The organism is Achromobacter sp. JD417 (assembly GCF_041879325.1).
Lineage (GTDB): Bacteria > Pseudomonadota > Gammaproteobacteria > Burkholderiales > Burkholderiaceae_B > Achromobacter > Achromobacter mucicolens.
Map to the genome: position 1 here is coordinate 4183012 of NZ_CP087159.1, position 17908 is coordinate 4200919.

17 protein-coding genes and 1 tRNA gene are annotated in these 17908 nt (G+C 65.1%); 7 read left to right on the plus strand and 11 right to left on the minus strand.

The annotated features are described in order from the left end of the window. Positions 1-25: 25 nt before the first annotated feature. The 4 genes from LN047_RS19265 to LN047_RS19280 all read right to left on the minus strand — a co-directional run bounded on the left by LN047_RS19265 (position 26) and on the right by LN047_RS19280 (position 3816). A complete protein-coding gene (locus LN047_RS19265) occupies positions 26-961 on the minus strand; it encodes a hydroxymethylglutaryl-CoA lyase (protein WP_373979901.1) in 936 nt (311 codons plus the stop codon). After that, complete coding sequence (locus LN047_RS19270; protein ID WP_373979902.1) at positions 958-2577, minus strand: AMP-binding protein; 1620 nt, start codon at positions 2575-2577, stop codon at positions 958-960. Before LN047_RS19270 ends, LN047_RS19265 begins: the two co-directional genes overlap by 4 nt. Beyond that, a complete protein-coding gene (locus LN047_RS19275; protein ID WP_373979903.1) occupies positions 2574-3335 on the minus strand; it encodes an enoyl-CoA hydratase/isomerase family protein in 762 nt (253 codons plus the stop codon). Before LN047_RS19275 ends, LN047_RS19270 begins: the two co-directional genes overlap by 4 nt. A gap of 235 nt (positions 3336-3570) precedes the next feature. After that, positions 3571-3816: a hypothetical protein gene (locus LN047_RS19280; RefSeq protein WP_062842196.1), complete on the minus strand. Its 246-nt coding sequence runs from the start codon at positions 3814-3816 to the stop codon at positions 3571-3573. A gap of 91 nt (positions 3817-3907) precedes the next feature. On the opposite strand from LN047_RS19280, the gene LN047_RS19285 reads away from it, so the two are divergent. Next, positions 3908-4678, plus strand: a complete 771-nt coding sequence (locus LN047_RS19285) for a hypothetical protein (protein ID WP_338616019.1) — start codon at positions 3908-3910, stop codon at positions 4676-4678. Between the two features lie 86 nt (positions 4679-4764). Here LN047_RS19285 and LN047_RS19290 read toward each other — a convergent pair. From LN047_RS19290 to LN047_RS19320, 7 genes are all read right to left on the minus strand, one after another. Continuing rightward, a tRNA-Arg gene (locus LN047_RS19290) sits at positions 4765-4841 on the minus strand. A 102-nt stretch (positions 4842-4943) separates the two neighbouring features. After that, the gene (locus LN047_RS19295) at positions 4944-5528 is read right to left on the minus strand and encodes a helix-turn-helix domain-containing protein (RefSeq protein ID WP_056323144.1); all 585 of its coding nucleotides are present in this window, start codon (positions 5526-5528) and stop codon (positions 4944-4946) included. A gap of 57 nt (positions 5529-5585) precedes the next feature. Then, positions 5586-6878 carry an NAD(P)/FAD-dependent oxidoreductase gene (locus LN047_RS19300; RefSeq protein ID WP_373979904.1) on the minus strand — a complete coding sequence of 431 codons (1293 nt, stop codon included), beginning with the start codon at positions 6876-6878 and terminating at the stop codon, positions 5586-5588. 9 nt (positions 6879-6887) lie between these two features. Next, positions 6888-7577, minus strand: a complete 690-nt coding sequence (locus tag LN047_RS19305; protein WP_056323142.1) for an amino acid ABC transporter permease — start codon at positions 7575-7577, stop codon at positions 6888-6890. Between the two features lie 2 nt (positions 7578-7579). Beyond that, the gene (locus LN047_RS19310) at positions 7580-8272 is read right to left on the minus strand and encodes an amino acid ABC transporter permease (protein WP_056323141.1); all 693 of its coding nucleotides are present in this window, start codon (positions 8270-8272) and stop codon (positions 7580-7582) included. 18 nt (positions 8273-8290) lie between these two features. Then, positions 8291-9082, minus strand: coding sequence for an ABC transporter substrate-binding protein (locus LN047_RS19315; protein WP_223576376.1), 792 nt, complete (start codon positions 9080-9082; stop codon positions 8291-8293). An 86-nt stretch (positions 9083-9168) separates the two neighbouring features. Then, positions 9169-9918: an amino acid ABC transporter ATP-binding protein gene (locus LN047_RS19320; RefSeq protein WP_056323137.1), complete on the minus strand. Its 750-nt coding sequence runs from the start codon at positions 9916-9918 to the stop codon at positions 9169-9171. A 145-nt stretch (positions 9919-10063) separates the two neighbouring features. Here LN047_RS19320 and LN047_RS19325 point away from each other — a divergent pair, with 145 nt between their 5' ends. The 6 genes from LN047_RS19325 to ntrB all read left to right on the plus strand — a co-directional run bounded on the left by LN047_RS19325 (position 10064) and on the right by ntrB (position 17908). Beyond that, positions 10064-11566, plus strand: coding sequence for an aldehyde dehydrogenase family protein (locus LN047_RS19325; protein ID WP_062842201.1), 1503 nt, complete (start codon positions 10064-10066; stop codon positions 11564-11566). A 202-nt stretch (positions 11567-11768) separates the two neighbouring features. Then, complete coding sequence (locus LN047_RS19330; RefSeq protein ID WP_175210589.1) at positions 11769-13055, plus strand: phospholipase A; 1287 nt, start codon at positions 11769-11771, stop codon at positions 13053-13055. 721 nt (positions 13056-13776) lie between these two features. Beyond that, a complete protein-coding gene (locus LN047_RS19335) occupies positions 13777-14919 on the plus strand; it encodes a PAS domain S-box protein (protein WP_373979905.1) in 1143 nt (380 codons plus the stop codon). 13 nt (positions 14920-14932) lie between these two features. Next, positions 14933-15571, plus strand: a complete 639-nt coding sequence (locus LN047_RS19340; RefSeq protein WP_062842204.1) for a response regulator transcription factor — start codon at positions 14933-14935, stop codon at positions 15569-15571. 133 nt (positions 15572-15704) lie between these two features. After that, complete coding sequence (locus tag LN047_RS19345) at positions 15705-17066, plus strand: CmpA/NrtA family ABC transporter substrate-binding protein (protein ID WP_063954406.1); 1362 nt, start codon at positions 15705-15707, stop codon at positions 17064-17066. Beyond that, complete coding sequence (ntrB, locus tag LN047_RS19350) at positions 17066-17908, plus strand: nitrate ABC transporter permease (RefSeq protein WP_056323123.1); 843 nt, start codon at positions 17066-17068, stop codon at positions 17906-17908. Before LN047_RS19345 ends, ntrB begins: the two co-directional genes overlap by 1 nt.

A 17908-nucleotide genomic window follows, 5' to 3' on the forward strand; every position in this document is an offset into this window, starting at 1 on the left:
CGAGGGCATGATATACAAACGCCGCTCAAGCGCCGGCGCGGATCAGCGGATTGAAGCCGCTGTCGGCCACGCGGCTGTGCAGGTCGCGCCCCAGCACCGCGCGGCAACGCTGCGACACGACAGCCAGCGCGTCCAGGTCCAGACCCGTGCGCACCCCCATGGATTCAAACAGATTGACCAGGTCTTCGGTCGCCACATTGCCGGTATGGCCCCCGCCATACTTCACCTTTGCCGGATGCCCCCCCACGCCGCCGACGGCACAATCGAACCAGCGTACGCCGGCGTCCAGCGCCGCCACGTAATTCACCAGGCCGGTTGCGCGGGTGTCATGAAAATGGGCCACCAGCGTGAGCTGCGGGAGTTCACGTTGCAGGGCGCCATACAAGTCGCGCACGGTTTGCGGCGTGGCCATACCGGTGGTGTCGCCCAGCGTGACGATGTTCACCCCCAGCGCGGCGTAACGCTCGGCGTCGCGCAGTACGCTATCGGCCGAGACCGCGCCTTCAAAGGGGCACCCGAACGCCACCGAGATCGTGCCGATCATGCGAAATCGGCCACTGGCCAGCCTGGCCATCCCGGCGATGTTCTCCCATTGATCCGCGCGGCTGCGCTTCAGGTTGCGCTCGGAATGCGACTCGCTGGCCGATACCAGCAAGCTGATCTCGTTGGCGCCCTGCCCCTGCTCCAGATCGGCCAGCGCCCGCTGCACGGCGCGCTCATTGGCGCAGGTCGCCTTGTACCAGACGCCGTCCCGTCGCGGCAGCGCGGCCAGCATCTCGCTGGCATCGGCAAACTGCGGCACCACCTTCGGATTGGAATACGAGGTTGCCTCCACGCGCTCAAAGCCCAGCGCCGCAAATGCGTCGACCAATTCGGTCTTGACGTCGGTCGCAATGAAATCCGGCTCATGCTGCAAGCCATCGCGGGCAAAACACTCGCACAGCACCACGTCGCGCGTCATGACTTTTCTCCCAAGCCGAACAGGCTGACCGCGTGGGCGCGCAACTTGTTCTTCTGCACCTTGGAGCTCCCGGTCATGCCGATGTTCTCAAAGGTATCGACGATTTCCAGATAGCGCGGCACCTTGAAATTGGCGCAACGGCTTTTGCACCAGGCGATGAGCTCGGCGGTCTCGGCCTGCTGGTCTTCACGTAGCAGCACAAAAGCGGCCGGCACTTCGCCCAGCCGGGCGTCCGGCACGCCCACCACCTGCGCCATGCGCACGGCGGGATGACCATGCAGGACCTCTTCAACCTCGGCGGGCGCCACGTTTTCGCCACCGACCCGGAACATGTCCTTCAAGCGGCCCACCATGCGCAAGCGGCCCTCGGCATTCATTTCTCCCAGGTCGCCGGTGCTTAGCCAACCGTCCGCGCTCAGTGCACGAGCGGTTGCCTCGGGCATCTTGTAATAGCCCTTCATCACGCTCCAGCCACGCGCCTGGATCTCGCCTTGCCCGCCCGGCGCCACCACCGCGCCGGTGGCCGGATCGACCAGACGGATTTCCATGCCGGGATGCGGCAAGGCCCAGCCCTGCGCGCGCAGCGAAAACGCGTCATCCCAGGCCGACATGACGATATTGGGTGAGGCCTCTGATTGCCCATAGGCGTTGCACACCGAGGGCACGCCCATGACATCGCGGATCTTCTGCATCACCTCTGGACCTGCCGCGGCCCAACCGCCTCGCAAATGGATCCGCTGCCGGTCGAAATCGGGGTGCCCCATCAGCATCAGAAAGATGGTGTCGTTGCCCGACGTCAGCGTGCAGCGCTCTTCGTCCAGCATGCGCAAGGCGTCGCCCACTTCAAAACGCGGCAAGGTCAGCAGGCAGCATCCCGTCACCAGGCTCACCAGAATGGACAACGTGGTGCCAGCCACGTGGAAGTACGGCCGGATACTGAAATAGCGATCTTCCGGCCGCACGCCCATGCGCTGCGCCACTGCCGCCGCATTGCCCAGCATATTGGCATGGGTGAGCATGACGCCCTTCGGAAAGGACGTCGTGCCCGACGTGTATTGAATCAGCAGCACATCGTCGCTGCTGACCGCGCGCATGGCGGCATCAAAGCCGGCCGCATCGGCACGGGTTGCGCCTTCGATGAAGTCTGCCCAGGCGGTCGTGCCCGGCAGACTACGATCACCCAGCACCACCACTTTCTCCAGCCTCGGCAGCACCGCGCCTGGCAGGCGTTCAGCCAGGGCGGGCTCCACCGTTTGCAGCAGATCCAGGAAGTCGATGCCCAGAAACGTATCGGCGGTCAGCAACAGCTTGACGTCTGCCTGTTGCAGACAGAACGCCAGTTCTTCCGTCTTGAACCGGGTATTGACCGGCACCGTCACCGCGCCTATCAGGGCGCACGCGTAAAACAGCTGCAGCCAGTCGCCGCCATTGCCGAGAAAGATGCCGACATGGTCGCCCCGGCGCACACCGGCCGCATACAACGCCTGCGCGCGCAGCCGCGCCCCGGCGGCCAGTTCATCCCAGCTGAAACGTTCGCCCGGGGCGACAAAGGCCTCTTGCCGGCCTCGCGCCGCCACCGTCTGCGCCAATACGGCCGCCAGCGTCATCGTCTTCATGCTTGCGGCTCCTTGCCAAAGCCGGCGATGGCGCCTTGCCAATCCGTGCCGCGCAGATTTTCCTCAATGGCCAGCAGTTCGATGGCCATCGCGCCTTCGCGCGTCGTGGCAAGGCCCTGGTCGATGCTGCGTTTGGTCAGGCGCATCGTCAGCGGCTGGGCCCGGGCCATGGCCGCCGCCATCGCCAGCGCTTCCTGACGCAGCGCATCGGGCGCATACACATGGTTGACCAGCCCGATCTCGCGCGCCTCGGCGGCATCGAACCGGCGGCCGGTAAACAACAGCTCTTTGGCCTTGCGAGGGCCGGCAATACGCGGCAGACGCTGCGTCGCGCCCACCGTCCCCCAGCCCACTTCGGGGTAGCAGAACACGGCCTCGCTGGAGGCCAACACAAAGTCGCAAGCGCCCGCGATCTCGCACCCCGAACCAAACGCCGGGCCGTGGACCACGGCCACCACAGGCTGCGGCAGCCGCTCAATGGCGGCATAGGCGGCAAAACCCTGCACCCGCCGCGCAGTCATCTCCTGACTGTTCATGGTCTTGCGCTCTTTAAGGTCAGCGCCCGCGCAAAAGGCCGGACCATTGCCCATGATCAGCGCCACATGCACGCCGGGATCCGCCGCAATCGCCTCCATGACATGCACCAGCTCCGCGCACATCTGCGAACTGAGCGCGTTACGACTCTCGGGCCGGTTCAACGTCACCGTGGCGACATGGTCCTGCACGTCAAACAGAATCGTGTGATAAGTCCGGGCCATGCCTGCTCCTGATCGTTCGGTTGCTGTCACCGCAAGAAGCCGCGGCCACGGAGCGACTATAGGCTGATTAGTTGATTTAATCCACTATATTTTTGTGAGGCGGCGGGTTTGGGTTGGGCTGTCACTGAGGCATTGGCGGAAGGGGACGGGGCGAGTTGAACTTTGGCAGCCATGCGCCCGTCCCTCGGCCTCAATTTCACCCCCAGCACTGAGGAAATGTCTGAGAAGACACTTGTCAGACACTGAGCCAAGTCGCCAGCGGCGACAACGACAGCAGCACACCGGCCCACGCTACCTTGCTGCCATCTCGCTGTATGGCATAGACACCGGATGCCACCCCGGGAAGCCCGGGGATCAATTCAAAGATGATGTACGGCCAAAGTCCCTCGTGCATCACTACCCACCAGTGCAACCAGGCGGTAGCAACACCGCAAATCAGCGCAAGGATGCTGTAGAAGGACCAACCCAAATCGCGCAGCATGCTGATTCCCTTCTGCTAGTTAATGCTGTCCAGATGTTAACGGAGTCCGATCCAGGCTACGCCCACCAACCTGACTAAGTTCTTTGGCAGGATGGCGCCGTCCCAACTGATACCCCAGCATGGCTACCAGTACCTTGAGGATCGCGCAGCCGCCGGCGCACCGATCAAAGCCAACAAGGAGTTGAGCCAATTCTCAGTCATCTGTCACTTCGGCGTGAGATGGGGCCTGTTAGCCGCGAATCCCTTCGTCAACATGATGAAGAATCGTTCGGATAGCAAGGCGAAGATCATCGACCGAAGTCAGGTTCTTCGCTTCTATGTATGGTCCGTGAAGCAGCGAGAAAACTACCGGACGATGGGCTGCGCCGCGATGTTTACCTATCTGACCGGGTTTCGCTCGTCTGAGGCTCGCCCGTTTCTCAAATCAGGCCTGTCGCCTGGAGGCGTGACGGTGCTGTCCACAAAGAGGAAGAAGGGCCAGGTCGAAGTCTTGAAGGTGCGCGAGTGGTCGAAGCGACTGCACGTGGTGGTGGCCCGTTCGCTCGACCGCAAGAACACCAGCAGCCCTTACCTGTTCGCGCCGACGAAGCGCTCCGATTCGTACACGCGCCATCGCTGGGCCTCGAGTTGGAAGGACGCGCAACTGGCGTGGATCAAGTCCGTGGACGAAGCCGTGACGGAGAAGTCCTTAACCGACCATCCGCTCTACTTCAATCTGCAGGATGTGCGCCCTGCGGCGATCACGACGAAGATCCAAAACGGTGACCATGATGCGTACGATTTCGCAGCCCACGCGAACCCGGCGACGACTCACAAACACTACGACAGGCGGGTGGTGAAGAAGGCCTCTGCGACAGAGTGAAGTTCTAACGCAACCATTTTTATTCTAATGATTGCTTTCTTAACGAACTTCAAGGACACGCAATGGCTTGATTTTCCTAGCCATTCTGGCGCGGCAGGAGGGGCTCGAACCCCCGACCTCAGGCTTAGAAGGCCCGTGCTCTATCCAGCTGAGCTACTGCCGCGCGGTGTGAAGACTCCCGGAACCTGTCCGGGCCGCGCATTTTACCCTGTTGCGGAAAAAAGTTCGTCGCCCCTTAACCGGGCGCGTCCTAGCGGGTCCCGCCCTACTCCTCGCCAATGTCCGTATGCGTGGACACCCACAGCACGATCGCATCCTCCGGGCTCAGGCTGATCACACGGTGCCCCATGCGGCTGTCTATATAGAAGCTCTCCCCCGCCTTCAACCGCGCCGGTTCGTAGAACTCGGTGTAGAGCTGCACCTCTCCCTCCAGCACATAGACAAATTCCTCTCCCCCATGGCGGCTCCAGTCCTGGAATTCGTCGAAGGAGCGGGCCTTGACGCGCGTGTGGAACGGCATCATGCGCTTGTGGGACAGCGCGGTGCACAGCAGGCGGTGGTCGTAGTACGGGGTTTCGTATTGGCGGCCTTCGCCCTGGCGGCTGAGGCTGCGGCGGCCGGTGCCCATGTGGGCGTCGGACGCGGTGAAGAGTTCGGCGACGTCCAGGTCCAGGCCGGCGGCGATCTTGATCAGGTTGTCATAGGTGGGGGACAGCAGGCTGTTCTCGATCTTTGACAGGGTCGACGCGGACACGCCGGTGGCCTCGGCCGCCTGCTTCAGGGTCCACGCGCGCGCCTGGCGCAAGGCTCGCAGCCGTTGTGCCAATGCGCTCTGTTTGTTGCCTTGCATTCTCTACACCCTGTCATGCCCGCAGTAGTCGGGCCTGAATAATCAGGCCCGCAATAATCAGCCCCGCGATTGACGTTCACGCCACCAATCGCGCGCCTGGTAAGACCAATAAGTCAGTTGAACCGCCGCCGTGCCCAGGCTCCCGCCATTCCAGGCCAACCCGAACGGTTCGAAGAGCTTGTAGCGCTGCGTGTCGCCGGTGATCCCCTCGGCCACGACGCGTCCGCCTATGGAGGTGGTGTTCATGCCATGGCCGCCGAACGCCGTGCAATACCAGACGCCGGGGCCCAGCAGCCCGATCTGCGGCATCAGATGCCGCGCGTAGGCCATGCGTCCCGACCACGCCGCCTCAACGCGCACCCCCTGCAATTGGGGGTAGACGCCAAGCAATTCGCGGCGCAGGGACTCGGCCAGATCGGGCGGGTCGTCGACACGGGTGGTGATTCTACTGCCCCAGCCGATGCGGCCGCCATCGAGGACGCGGTAATAGTTGCCGGCGCGCCGGTCGTCGCCGATGGCGGCGGTGCTGCGGATGGCTTCGCGGACGCGGTCGCCCAGCGGTTCGGTCAGCATGATGTAGGTGGCGATGGGCAGCATGGCGCGCCGCAAGGCGGGCACGACGTCGCCGGTGTAGCCGCCGGTGGCCAGCACGACGGTGGCGGCGTCGATCTGCCCTTGCTCGGTCTTCAGGTGCTTGACCGCGCCGTCGAGCGTGGCGTGCACGACCGGCGAGTCTTCATGGATGCGCACGCCCAGCCGGACGCACTCGCGGGCCAGCGCACGGGCGTAGTTCAGCGGATGGAAGTGAAAGGATGACGGGTCTTCGATGCCCTGGAAATAGACATCGGACACGAGACGCTCCCGGACTTCGCTGCGCGACAGCAGCCGCACGTCGCGCCCGAAGTCGCGCTGCTGGCTGTCGCACCACTGGCGCAACGCGTCGGTCGCCTCGTAGCGCACGACGCGCAGGCGACCGTCCACCTTGTGGGCGTCGGAGATGCGCAGATCGCGGATGTTGTTGCGGATGATCTCGACGCCTTCCATCGACAGCCGGTAAAGCTGGCGGTAGTGGTCTTCGTCGACGTGCTTGCGGATGGCATCGGCACCGGCCGAAAAGGCCGGCGACACCGAGCCACCGTTTCGGCCCGACGCCCCCCAGGCAATGCGCCGCGCTTCCAGCAGGGTGACGTTGCGGCCGCGCCGGGCCAGTTCCAGCGCGGTGGACAGGCCCGCCAGGCCCGCCCCGATCACGCAGACGTCGGCGCTGGCCGCACCCGCCAGCGGCGGATAGTAGGTTTCGCTGTCGGCGAGCGTGCGCTTGTAGTAGGTGTCGATGTACTCGGAGACCATGGTGTCCGCTCAGTGCAGGCCCGCGCCTTGCAGGCCCCCGGTCAAGCGCTTTTCCAGCCAGTTGGCCAGGCGCAGGAGCGGGTAGCAGTAGATGAAGTAGATGGCGGCGATCATGCCGTAGATGAACAGGGATTTCGCCGGGAACGTGATGATGAAGACTTCGCCCTGGCGGGTCAGCTCGGTGATGCCGACGACCGACAGGATGGCGGTGCTTTTGATCAGCATGACGTAGACGCCGCTCATGGGTTGCACGATCAGGCGCATGGCCTGCGGCAGGATGACCAGCCACAGGATCTGCAGCGGTCGCAGTCCCAGCGTCATCGCGCCTTCGGTCTGGCCGCGCGGCACGGCCTGGATGGCGCCCATGACAATTTCCGCCACGTAGCAGGACGTGTAGACCGACAGCGCCACGAAGGCCGCCGTTCCGGAATCCCAGTGCAGCATCTCAATGCCGGAGCTGGGCAGCACGAAGTAGAAAATGTAGAGCTGCACCAGGAACGGCGTGCCGCGCAGGATGTGGATGTAGAGACCCAGGATCTGGTGCACGCCGCGGATGCGATAGCTGCGGATCACGCCGATGACAAAGCCCAGCAGCGACCCCGCGATGATGGCCACGAAGGAGATCTTCAGCGTTTCCCAAAAGCCCTTGAGCAGAAAGGGCAAGACGACGCCGGCGGTGGAGAGATAGGATTCCAGCATGGTTACCTCGCGTTCCAGGCCGGGCCGGCCAGCCACAGGCTCACGCCCTTGGATAGCAGCAGCATGACGCAGTAGATCAGCAGATAGCCCGCGGCGATGGTCAGGAAGGCTTCGTTGGGCACGATGCGTTCGCTGTTCATCTGCACGCCGGCGGCAACCAGTTCAAACACCGTGATGAGCGACAGCAGCGAGGTGTCCTTGATCAGCACGGCGGTCTGGCCCAGCAGCGGCGGCAGCGTATTGGCGAAGGCTTGCGGCAGCACCACATAGCGCAGGCGCTGGTGGTAGTTCATGCCGCAGGCCTTGGCGCCTTCGATCTGGCCGCGCGGCACGGACTCGATGCCGACGCGGATGATTTCGCTCATGTAGGCAGCGTGGTGCACGGTCATGGCGATGATGCCCAGCACCATCTCGCTCCAGCCCTTGGCGCCGGGCACCAGGTACGGCACCGCGTAATAGACCAGGTAAATCTGGACGAGCAGCGGCGTGGAGCGCACGAATTGCACATAGGCCGCCACCGGGCGCCACACCGCGCCGCGGGACGACATATGGGCAAGCGCCAGCGGCACCCCGGCCAGCACCGACAGCACGAGGCTTGCGCCCGCCGCGATCAGCGTATTGGCCAGGCCTTCAGCGAATTGGCCCGTGTACTGGCTGACGATGCGCCAGTTATAGAAATCGATCAGCCAGTCCATGGGCGGTCCCGTCTCCGATCAGTGGTCTTTCTTCCAATCGGTCGAGTACCAGTACTTCACCAGCTCCGGCAGCGAGTTGTCGGCGGTCTTCAGCGTCTGCCAGTTGTCCAGCCAGAACTTCAGGCGGAACGCGTTGGGGCCGACGGCGAACGCCAGCGGCTCGCGCACCATGACGCCTTCCAGCACGCGCAGGTTGCCGAAGTCCACAAGGAACTGGTTGGCGGTGGACAGCGACATGATCCCCGCGTCCAGCCGGCCGCTGGACAGCGCCTGGCCGACCGGGGCGCTGCCGCCCGAGAACTCCTTCAGCGTGGCAGAGGGCAGCATCTTCTTGCCGACTTCGGCATAGGTGCTGGCGCCCAGCGCCCCGACGGTGACGCCGGACTTGTTCAGTTCGGCAAAGTTCTTGTACGGGGAATCCTTGGGCACCACGGCGACGGTGTCGGCGTAGAACATGGGCAGCGAGAACAGCACCTGCGCGGCGCGCTGCGGCGTGGGCGTCATGTCCGCGGCCACCATGTCGGCCTTGCCCGACAGCAGCGCGGGCAACAGGCCCTTCCATTCATAATCCTGCAGCACCAGCTTCACGCCCAGATCGTCCGCCATGCGCTTGGCCACTTCCACCGCCAGCCCCGTGCGCTTGCCCGACTTGTCCATGAAGCTCATGAGCGGCCCGGATGTCTGCACCGCCACGCGCAATTCACCGCGCTTGATGATGTCGGAAAGTTCGTCCGCCTGTGCCGGCAGGGCCACGGTGGCGGCCGCCAGGGCGACGCTGGCCACGCCCAGCCATTGTTTGATCTTCAGCATTTCTAACCCCTTTGGTGATTGGACCCATATCGTTCCGGGCAAGGCACATCGCGCCGGCAGCGCCCGGATAAGCCGGACCGGCGGGACTACAGAATCTTTTCCAGGAAAGCGCGGGTGCGCGCCTCTTTGGGGTGGCCGAACACTTCGTCGGGTGTGCCCATTTCCACGATGCGGCCGGCATCCATGAAGAGCGCGCGGTCGCCCACGTCGCGGGCAAACCCCATTTCGTGCGTCACCACCGCCATCGTCATGCCGTCGCGCGCCAGTGCGCGCATCAATTCAAGAATGCCGCCCACCGTCTCGGGATCGAGCGCCGAGGTGGCTTCGTCGAACAGCATTAGTTGCGGGTCCATCGCCAGCGCACGTGCAATGGCCACACGCTGCTGCTGGCCCCCGGACAGCTGGCTGGGATAGCGATCGCCGAATTCCGCCATGCCGACGCGGCCCAGCAGCTCGCGGGCGTAGCGCTCGGCGTCAGCGCGGCTGCGCCCGCGCACCACGCGCTGGGGTAGCGCCACGTTGTCGAGCGCAGTACGGTGCTGGAACAGGTTGAAGTGCTGGAACACCATGCCCACGTCGGTGCGCCAGCGGTTGACGTCGGTGGCCGGATCCGTAAGCGACACGCCGTTCACGCGGATGCTGCCGCTGTCGATGCTTTCCAGGCCGTTCAAGGTGCGCAGCAAGGTGCTCTTGCCCGAGCCGGACGGCCCCACCACCACCATCACCTCGCCGCGTTCGAGCTGGCAATCGATGCCATCCAGCGCCAGATGCGGGGGATGCCCGTCGCGCTGATAGGTCTTTCTGACTGCCTGAACTACGAGCAAGGGTTCGGCCACGAATTCACCTTCAGGTGCAGGGCACCTCAAAAATATTTCGCATTTCACGTCATAGTTTCGTATAGTAAATTTTTTTCCAGAATCGCCACTTAGGCATAACCCTTAAGCGAAGACGCTGACTTCGCAAGGCATCGAAGGAACCGGCATGGACACTCCTCAAGACATCCTGCGCAATCTCGGACTCAATTCCAGTGCGCTCACCGGCGGCACCCTGATCGCCCGCAGCCCGATCGACGGCGCCGAGCTGGCGCAGGTGCATGAGCACACGGTGGCCCAGGCCCACGCCGCCATCACCCGCGCCCGCCAAGCCAGCCTGGCATGGCGCGATGTCCCCGCCCCCCGCCGCGGCGAGCTGATCCGCCTGTTCGGTGAAACCCTGCGCCAGCACAAGCAGGAACTCGGCCGCCTGGTCAGCCTGGAAGCCGGCAAGATCGTCGCCGAGGGCGAAGGCGAAGTGCAGGAAATGATCGACATCTGCGACTTCGCCGTCGGCCTGTCGCGCCAGCTCTACGGCCTGACCATCGCCTCCGAGCGTCCGGGCCACCGCATGATGGAAACGTGGCATCCGCTGGGCGTCGTCGGCGTCATCAGCGCCTTCAACTTCCCCGTCGCCGTCTGGTCCTGGAACGCCGCGCTGGCGATGGTTTGCGGCAACGCCGTCGTCTGGAAGCCGTCGGAAAAGACGCCGCTCACCGCCCTTGCCTGCCAGGCCCTCTTCGCGCAAGCCGTGCAACGCTTTGGCGACGCCCCCGCCGGCCTGTCCGAAGTCCTGATCGGCGGCCGCGAAGTCGGCGAAGCTTTGGTCGACTCGCACACCGTCGCGCTGGTGTCCGCCACCGGCTCCACCCGCATGGGCCGCCAGGTCGGGCCGCGCGTCGCGCAGCGCTTCGGCCGCGTCCTGCTGGAACTGGGCGGCAACAACGCCATCATCGTCGGCCCCACCGCCGACCTGGACATGGCCGCGCGCGGCATCGTCTTCGGCGCCATCGGCACCGCCGGCCAGCGCTGCACCACCACGCGCCGCCTGATCGTCCACGAAAGCATCGCCGACGAACTGGTCCAGCGCCTGCACAAGGCCTATGCCAGCGCCCCCATCGGCAACCCGCTCGACAGCGGCAACCTGGTCGGCCCACTGATCGACCGCGCCTCCTTCGACGCCATGCAGGCCGCCCTGACCGCCGCACGCGAACAAGGCGGCAAGGTCACCGGCGGTGAACGCGTGCTGGCCGACCAATACCCCGACGCCTGGTACGTACGCCCCGCCATCGCCGAAATGCCCGGCCAGACCGACGTCGTCTGCCATGAAACCTTCGCGCCCATCCTCTACGTGATGCGCTACAAGGACTTCAACGACGCGCTCGCCATGCAGAACGGCGTGCCGCAAGGCCTGTCGTCCGCCATCTTCACCAACGACCTGCGCGAAGCCGAAACCTTCCTGTCGGCCGCCGGCTCCGACTGCGGCATCGCCAACGTCAACATCGGCACCTCCGGCGCCGAAATCGGCGGCGCCTTCGGCGGCGAAAAGGAAACCGGCGGCGGCCGCGAGTCCGGTTCGGACGCCTGGCGCAACTACATGCGGCGCGCCACCAACACCATCAACTACTCGCGCAACCTGCCGCTGGCCCAAGGCATCAAGTTCGGCGAATAACCGCCGATCACCCTGCCGCAAGGCCTGCCGGATCCGCCGCGCAGCGCCTTCGCGCAACACCTCTCTCCAGGCCCCGCGCATTGTCGACAATGCGCGGGGTTTTCGCATTGCTTACAGCCCATACAACCAATTAGCCTGACTTACAAACTGTTGCCGGGGACGGTGCTACATTGCCTCATCACAAAAACCATACACGTCCTCAATGACCTCCAGCCGTCCCTTTCATCGCTCTCCCACTTCCCGCCTCGTCGCCGCCATCCTGGCCCTGGGCGCGGCCGGATCCGCCGCGGCAGGCGTGTCTTACCGACTGGATCGCCCCTCTGCGGCGCCCGGCGAAACCGTCACCATCGAGGCCGTGTTCTTCAACGAAGGGGGCTCGCGCGTGGACTGGCAGGCCCCGCCTGAACTCGTCCTCCAGTGGCGCAGCCCCAACGGCCAGATCGTGCGCAGCCTGGCCAAACTGAAAAGCGGCCGCGACAACTACAGCGTGCCCGTCAACAACTTCGCCCGCATGTCCTGGACCGCCGAAGTGCCCGCCACCGCGCGCGGCCTGCAAGCCGTCTCCATCGAAGGCCAACCGTCCATGATGGCGCTGGACGCCACCGGCCGCGATAGCGGCACCCTGGCCACCACACCCGCCCAAACCCCCGTCGTCGACGCCCGCAGCGGCCAGCCCGTCCCGCCCGCCGCAGTCGCCGCGGCAGGCGCCTCGCCCGAAGCCGGCCCCGCCCCCGCCGCCGCCGTCGAACAGACCGTCGAACAGGCCGCCTTCGACAAATTCCGCAGCGCTTTCTCGGCCTACAAACCCGTCTACTTCGCCGTCGGCACCCGCGGCCTGACCACCGCCCGCTTCCAGATCAGCGCCAAATACCGCCTCATCAGCCCCCGCGGCAGCGCAGACACCTGGCACGACGACTTCTACCTGGGCTACACCCAGACCTCGCTCTGGGACCTGGAAAGCGACTCCAAGCCCTTCATCGACACCACCTTCAACCCCAGCGTCTTCTGGCTCTCCGACGACGTCTGGAAATCCGAAAACCAGAACTGGCGCATCGGCATGAACGTCGGCGTCGAACATGCCTCCAACGGCAAGGACGGCGAAGACTCGCGCTCCCTGAACGACGGCTACATCGAACCGCGCTTCCACTATCGCTTTGACGGCGGCAGCACCCTCACCTTCGCCCCCAAGGTCAAGGCCTACTTCGCCGTCGCCAACGAAAACAGCGACTACTCCGCCTACGCTGGCCACGTCGACTGGCAACTGCGCTGGGCCCAGGACAACGGCGCGGTCGTCACCGCCATGTACCGCCAGGGCGACCAACGCCGCCGCACCACCCAACTGGACTTCGCCTGGCCGCTGCAACGCACGTTCCTGAACTGGAACGGCTACCTGCACCTGCAGTACTTCAACGGCTACGGCGAAACGCTGCTGGGCTACAACCAGCGCAACGAAAGCCAGTTCCGCGTGGGCCTGTCGCTGATTCCGTAAGGGCTTAACGCGGCACGGAATCGTCGAATGAAAATCGCCGGCTTGAAACGCCGGCGATTTGCTTTGTGCGCACTTAAGGCGCCTACCCCCGTTGGCGCGACGGTGTCAGACACCCGGGAGAGAGGGTCGTCAACCCGTGACGGCAATTCAACGGGTGTCAGACACCTTGGTATTGCAATTCAACGCGTGCCAGACACCTCGATATCAAGCGCCGACGCAAGACACCCGAACGCCAGATAAGGCCGCCCGCGCGGCCGACATCTGGCAGCCCCGCAAGATCTTCCGAACCCGAACAGACCTGTAGAAAAAGGTCAAGCAAGCCACCCTCCCCAAAGGCCTCCCGACCTTTTACGACGCAGCCCGGCTCGGCGGCGGCCTGGGTGCGCGGGGCGTGTAGATGCGCCCGAGGGAATCGGAAGGCAGTCGCCGAAGGCGACAACGACGATGACGACGGGGAAGTCCGGAGCGAAGGCTCCGGACCGCAATCGTAGCCCCGCGCACCCAGGCCGCCGCCGTGCCGGGCGTCTCAAGAACCCGCACCAAACCCGCTCCAGACCCCGCAAGAACCACCAGAGAAAACCAACAAAGGGATTTCCCTCAATCCCCCCGAAACTCCAACCCCGTCCCGTAAACTCCGCCCCAAAGCGCACCCAAAAACACCGCGCACCAAGGGGATCCGGGCCGCTAGCCCCGGACAGATAAAGCACAAGCAAAGCCATTCATGTTCGCCGACCTGAAGCACCTCTCGCACCACGCCGCCTGGCGCCGCCAGCTTGAAATGCTGCTCGAATCCGCCGGCGAAGGCATCTACGGCATCGACCTGCGCGGCCGCTGCATCTTCATCAACAGCGCCGGTGCCGACATGCTCGGCTACACCCCCGATGAACTGGTAGGCCGCAACATGCACTACCTCATTCACCACTCCCACGCCAACCGCACCCTGATGCCCGTCCACGACTGCCGCATCTTCAAAGCCTTCCGCGACGGCCGTGGCGAACGCGCCGACGACGAAGTGCTCTGGCGCCGCGACGGCACCTGCTTTGACGCCCAGTACGCCTCATACCCCATCCGCAACGACCAGGAAGTCGTCGGCGCCGTCGTCACTTTCTCAGACATCACCGCCCGCAAACAGATCGAGCGCGAACTCCAAAGCACCCAGGCCTTGCTAGAACGCCGCGTCGGCGAACGCACCGCCGAACTCAGCGCCGCCCACGAATCCCTGCGCCGCCTGTCCTCGCACCTGAGCACCCTGCGCGAAGAGGAACGCGCCCACATCGCCCGCAACATCCACGACGATCTCGGCGCCTCATTTACTGCCTTGCAGCTCGACCTGAACTGGCTGCGCCGCCAGCTCGGCGCCGCGCCCGCCCTCCAGGCGCACCTTGACCGCATGCTCGAAGTCACCCAGACCGCCATGGGCGCCACCCGCCGCATCCTCAACGACCTGCGCCCCGTTGTCCTCGACCACCTTGGCCTCTGGGCCGCCCTTGAAGCCCTGCTGCAGGACCTGCAGACCCGCAGCGGCCTGCAATGCCGCTATCTTTGCCCGCCCGACACCGAAAGCCTGCGCCTGGACCGCAACGCCGAAATCGCCATCTACCGCATCGTCCAGGAACTGCTCACCAACGTACAGCGGCATGCCCGCGCCCGCAGCGTCAGCGTCAGCGCCGTCTGGGGCGCCGACGGCCTGGTGCTCACCGTCGAAGACGACGGCGTCGGCATGCAACTGCCCGAAGACCGCCACACCTTCGGCATCCTTGGCATGCGCGAGCGTGCCCGCGCCATTGGCGGCGACCTTGCACTGGACAGCGCCCCCGGCGCCGGCATGCGCGCCCGCCTGCGCCTGAACCCGCTGGCCGCTTGAAGGAATCCGCGCCATGCCCCTGAACCTGCTTATCGTCGACGACCACCTCATCATCCGCCGCGGCCTCGCCCGCATCCTTGAAGAAGATCCGCGCGTCGCCCTTGTCCACGAAGCCGCCGACGGCCCCGCCGCCCTGCGCGCCCTGCGCCAGGCCCACTACGACGCCATCGTCCTGGACGTCGCCCTTGGCGAGCGCGACGGGCTGGATGTACTGAAAAGCGTGCGCGCCGATCATCCGGGATTGGGCGTCGTCATGCTCTCCGTCTACCCCGAATCCCAGTTCGCCGTCCGCGCCCTGCGCGCCGGCGCCCATGCGTATCTGAATAAGGGCTGCGAGCCCGAAGAACTGCTTGCCGCCCTGACCAACGCCGCCGCCGGCAAGATGTACGTCACGCCCACTGTCGCCGAACTGCTCGCCCACACCGTGCGCCAGGACAGCTCCCGCCCGCCCCACGAATTGCTGTCCAACCGCGAATTCCAGGTGTTGCAGCTGCTGGTGGCCGGCCGCTCCGTCTCGGCCATTGGCGAACAGCTTGCCCTGTCCGTCAACACCATCTCCACCTACCGCAGCCGCATCTTCGAAAAGCTCAACGTCCGCACGCTGGTGGAATTGGTCGCCTACGCCAACACGCACCAGTTGGGTGCGATCTGAGCGCCTGCCGCACTATCCCGGCGCAACGCGCGCACCACGTAGTAAGCCCCCTACACGCGTATCGTTGAACCGGCGATACCGGCCGCCGCCGGCCAGCCCCATGATGGCTCCATTCCCGACCGAAGGAGCCACCATGTCCCTTTTCAGCAACCCCTTTGACGCCAACAGCCGCCTGGCATGCGGCTGCGGACGCCACGCCTCGCAGGCCGAACACGAGCGCGCCACGCAGGCCATCTCGCAGGGCGATGCCGCTGGCAGCGCCGTCGAACAGGCCGTCATGCGCGCCCTGTTCCCGCAGGATGCACTGCGCCGCCGCTTCCTGCGCGCCGTCGGCAGCGGCACCGCCATGGCCGCCATCGCGTCGATCTTCCCGTTGGCGGCCGCCAAGGAAGCCTTCGCGCAGACCGCCGGCCCGCTGGAAAAACAGAAGCTCAAGGTCGGCTTCATCCCCATCACCTGCGCCACGCCCATCATCATGGCGCACCCCATGGGCTTTTACGGCAAACAGGGCCTGGACGTCGAAGTCGTCAAGACCGCCGGCTGGGCGCTCATCCGCGACAAGGCCATGTCCGGCGAGTATGACGCCGCCCACATGCTGTCCCCCATGCCGCTTGCCATCTCGATGGGCGTCGGCGCCAGCCGCGCCGTGCCGTGGACCATGCCCGCCGTCGAGAACATCAACGGCCAGGCCATCACGCTGTCCATGAAGCACAAGGACCGCCGCGACCCGAAGGACTGGAAGGGCTTCAAGTTCGCCGTCCCCTTCGACTACTCCATGCACAACTACCTGTTGCGCTACTACCTGGCCGAACACGGCCTGGATCCCGACACCGACGTGCAGATCCGCTCCGTGCCGCCGCCCGAAATGGTGGCCAACCTGCGCGCCGACAACATCGACGGCTTCCTGGCGCCCGACCCCGTCAACCAGCGCGCCGTGTATGACGGCGTGGGCTTCATCCACACCTTGTCCAAGGCCATCTGGGACGGCCACCCCTGCTGCGCGTTCTCCGCCAGCAAGGAGTTCGTCACCACCATGCCCAACACCTATCAGGCTCTGCTGAAAGCCATCATCGAGGCCACCGCCTACGCCCGCAATCCGGCCAACCGCAAGGAAATCGCCACCGCCATCGCCGCGCCCAACTACCTGAACCAGCCGGTCACGGTGGTCGAGCAGGTGCTGACCGGCACCTACGCCGACGGCCTGGGCAAGGTGCTGACCGATCCCAACCGCATCGACTTCGATCCCATGCCCTGGCAGTCGTTTGCCGTGTGGATCCTGACGCAGATGAAGCGCTGGGGCCAGGTCAAGGGCGACGTCGATTATCAGAAGGTCGCAAGCGACGTCTTCCTGGCGACCGACGCCGTGCGCCTGATGCGCGAAGCCGGCCTCACCCCGCCCGCCGAAACCGGCAAGACCTTCAGCGTCATGGGCAAGCCCTTCGACCCCAGCCAGCCCGAGGCCTACCTCGCCAGCTTCAAGATCCGGAGGACCTGATGGGGTCGGTGCAACACTGGCGGGCCACGTTCCTGTCCATCGCCCTGTTCCTGGCATTCCTGCTGCTCTGGCACGCCGCCACCCGTCCCGATGCGGGCGAAGCGACGGTGGACCCGGCCTACGCCGCGCTGGTCGGCAATGCCGCGGCCAGCGGGTCCAAGACGCCGTTCCCCGGTCCCGCCGAAGTCGGCGCGCAGCTGTGGCAGCACCTGAAGGATCCCTTCTACGACCGGGGACCGAACGACAAGGGCATCGGCATCCAGCTGGGCTACTCCGTGGCGCGGGTGCTGACGGGCTTCGGCCTGGCCGCGCTGGTGGCCATCCCGCTCGGATTCCTGATCGGCATGTCCCGCACGGTTTACCGCGCGTTCGATCCCTTCATCCAGGTGCTCAAGCCGATCTCGCCCTTGGCGTGGATGCCGCTGGCGCTCTACACCATCAAGGACGCCAACACCTCCGCCGTCTTCGTGATCTTCATCTGCTCGCTGTGGCCCATGCTGGTGAACACCGCGTTCGGCGTGGGCGCCGTGCGGCAGGACTGGCTGAACGTGGCGCGCACGCTGGAAGTGTCGCGCCTGCGCACCGCGCTGCAGGTCATCCTGCCCGCCGCCGCGCCCACCATCATGACCGGCATGCGCATCTCGGTCGGCATCGCGTGGCTGGTGATCGTCGCCGCCGAAATGCTGATCGGCGGCACGGGCATCGGCTACTTCGTCTGGAACGAATGGAACAACCTGTCCATCTCCAACATCATCTGCGCCATCGTCTTCATTGGCCTGATCGGCATGCTGCTGGACAACCTGCTGGCGCGCGCCGCGCGGCTGGTGAGCTATCGGGAGTAA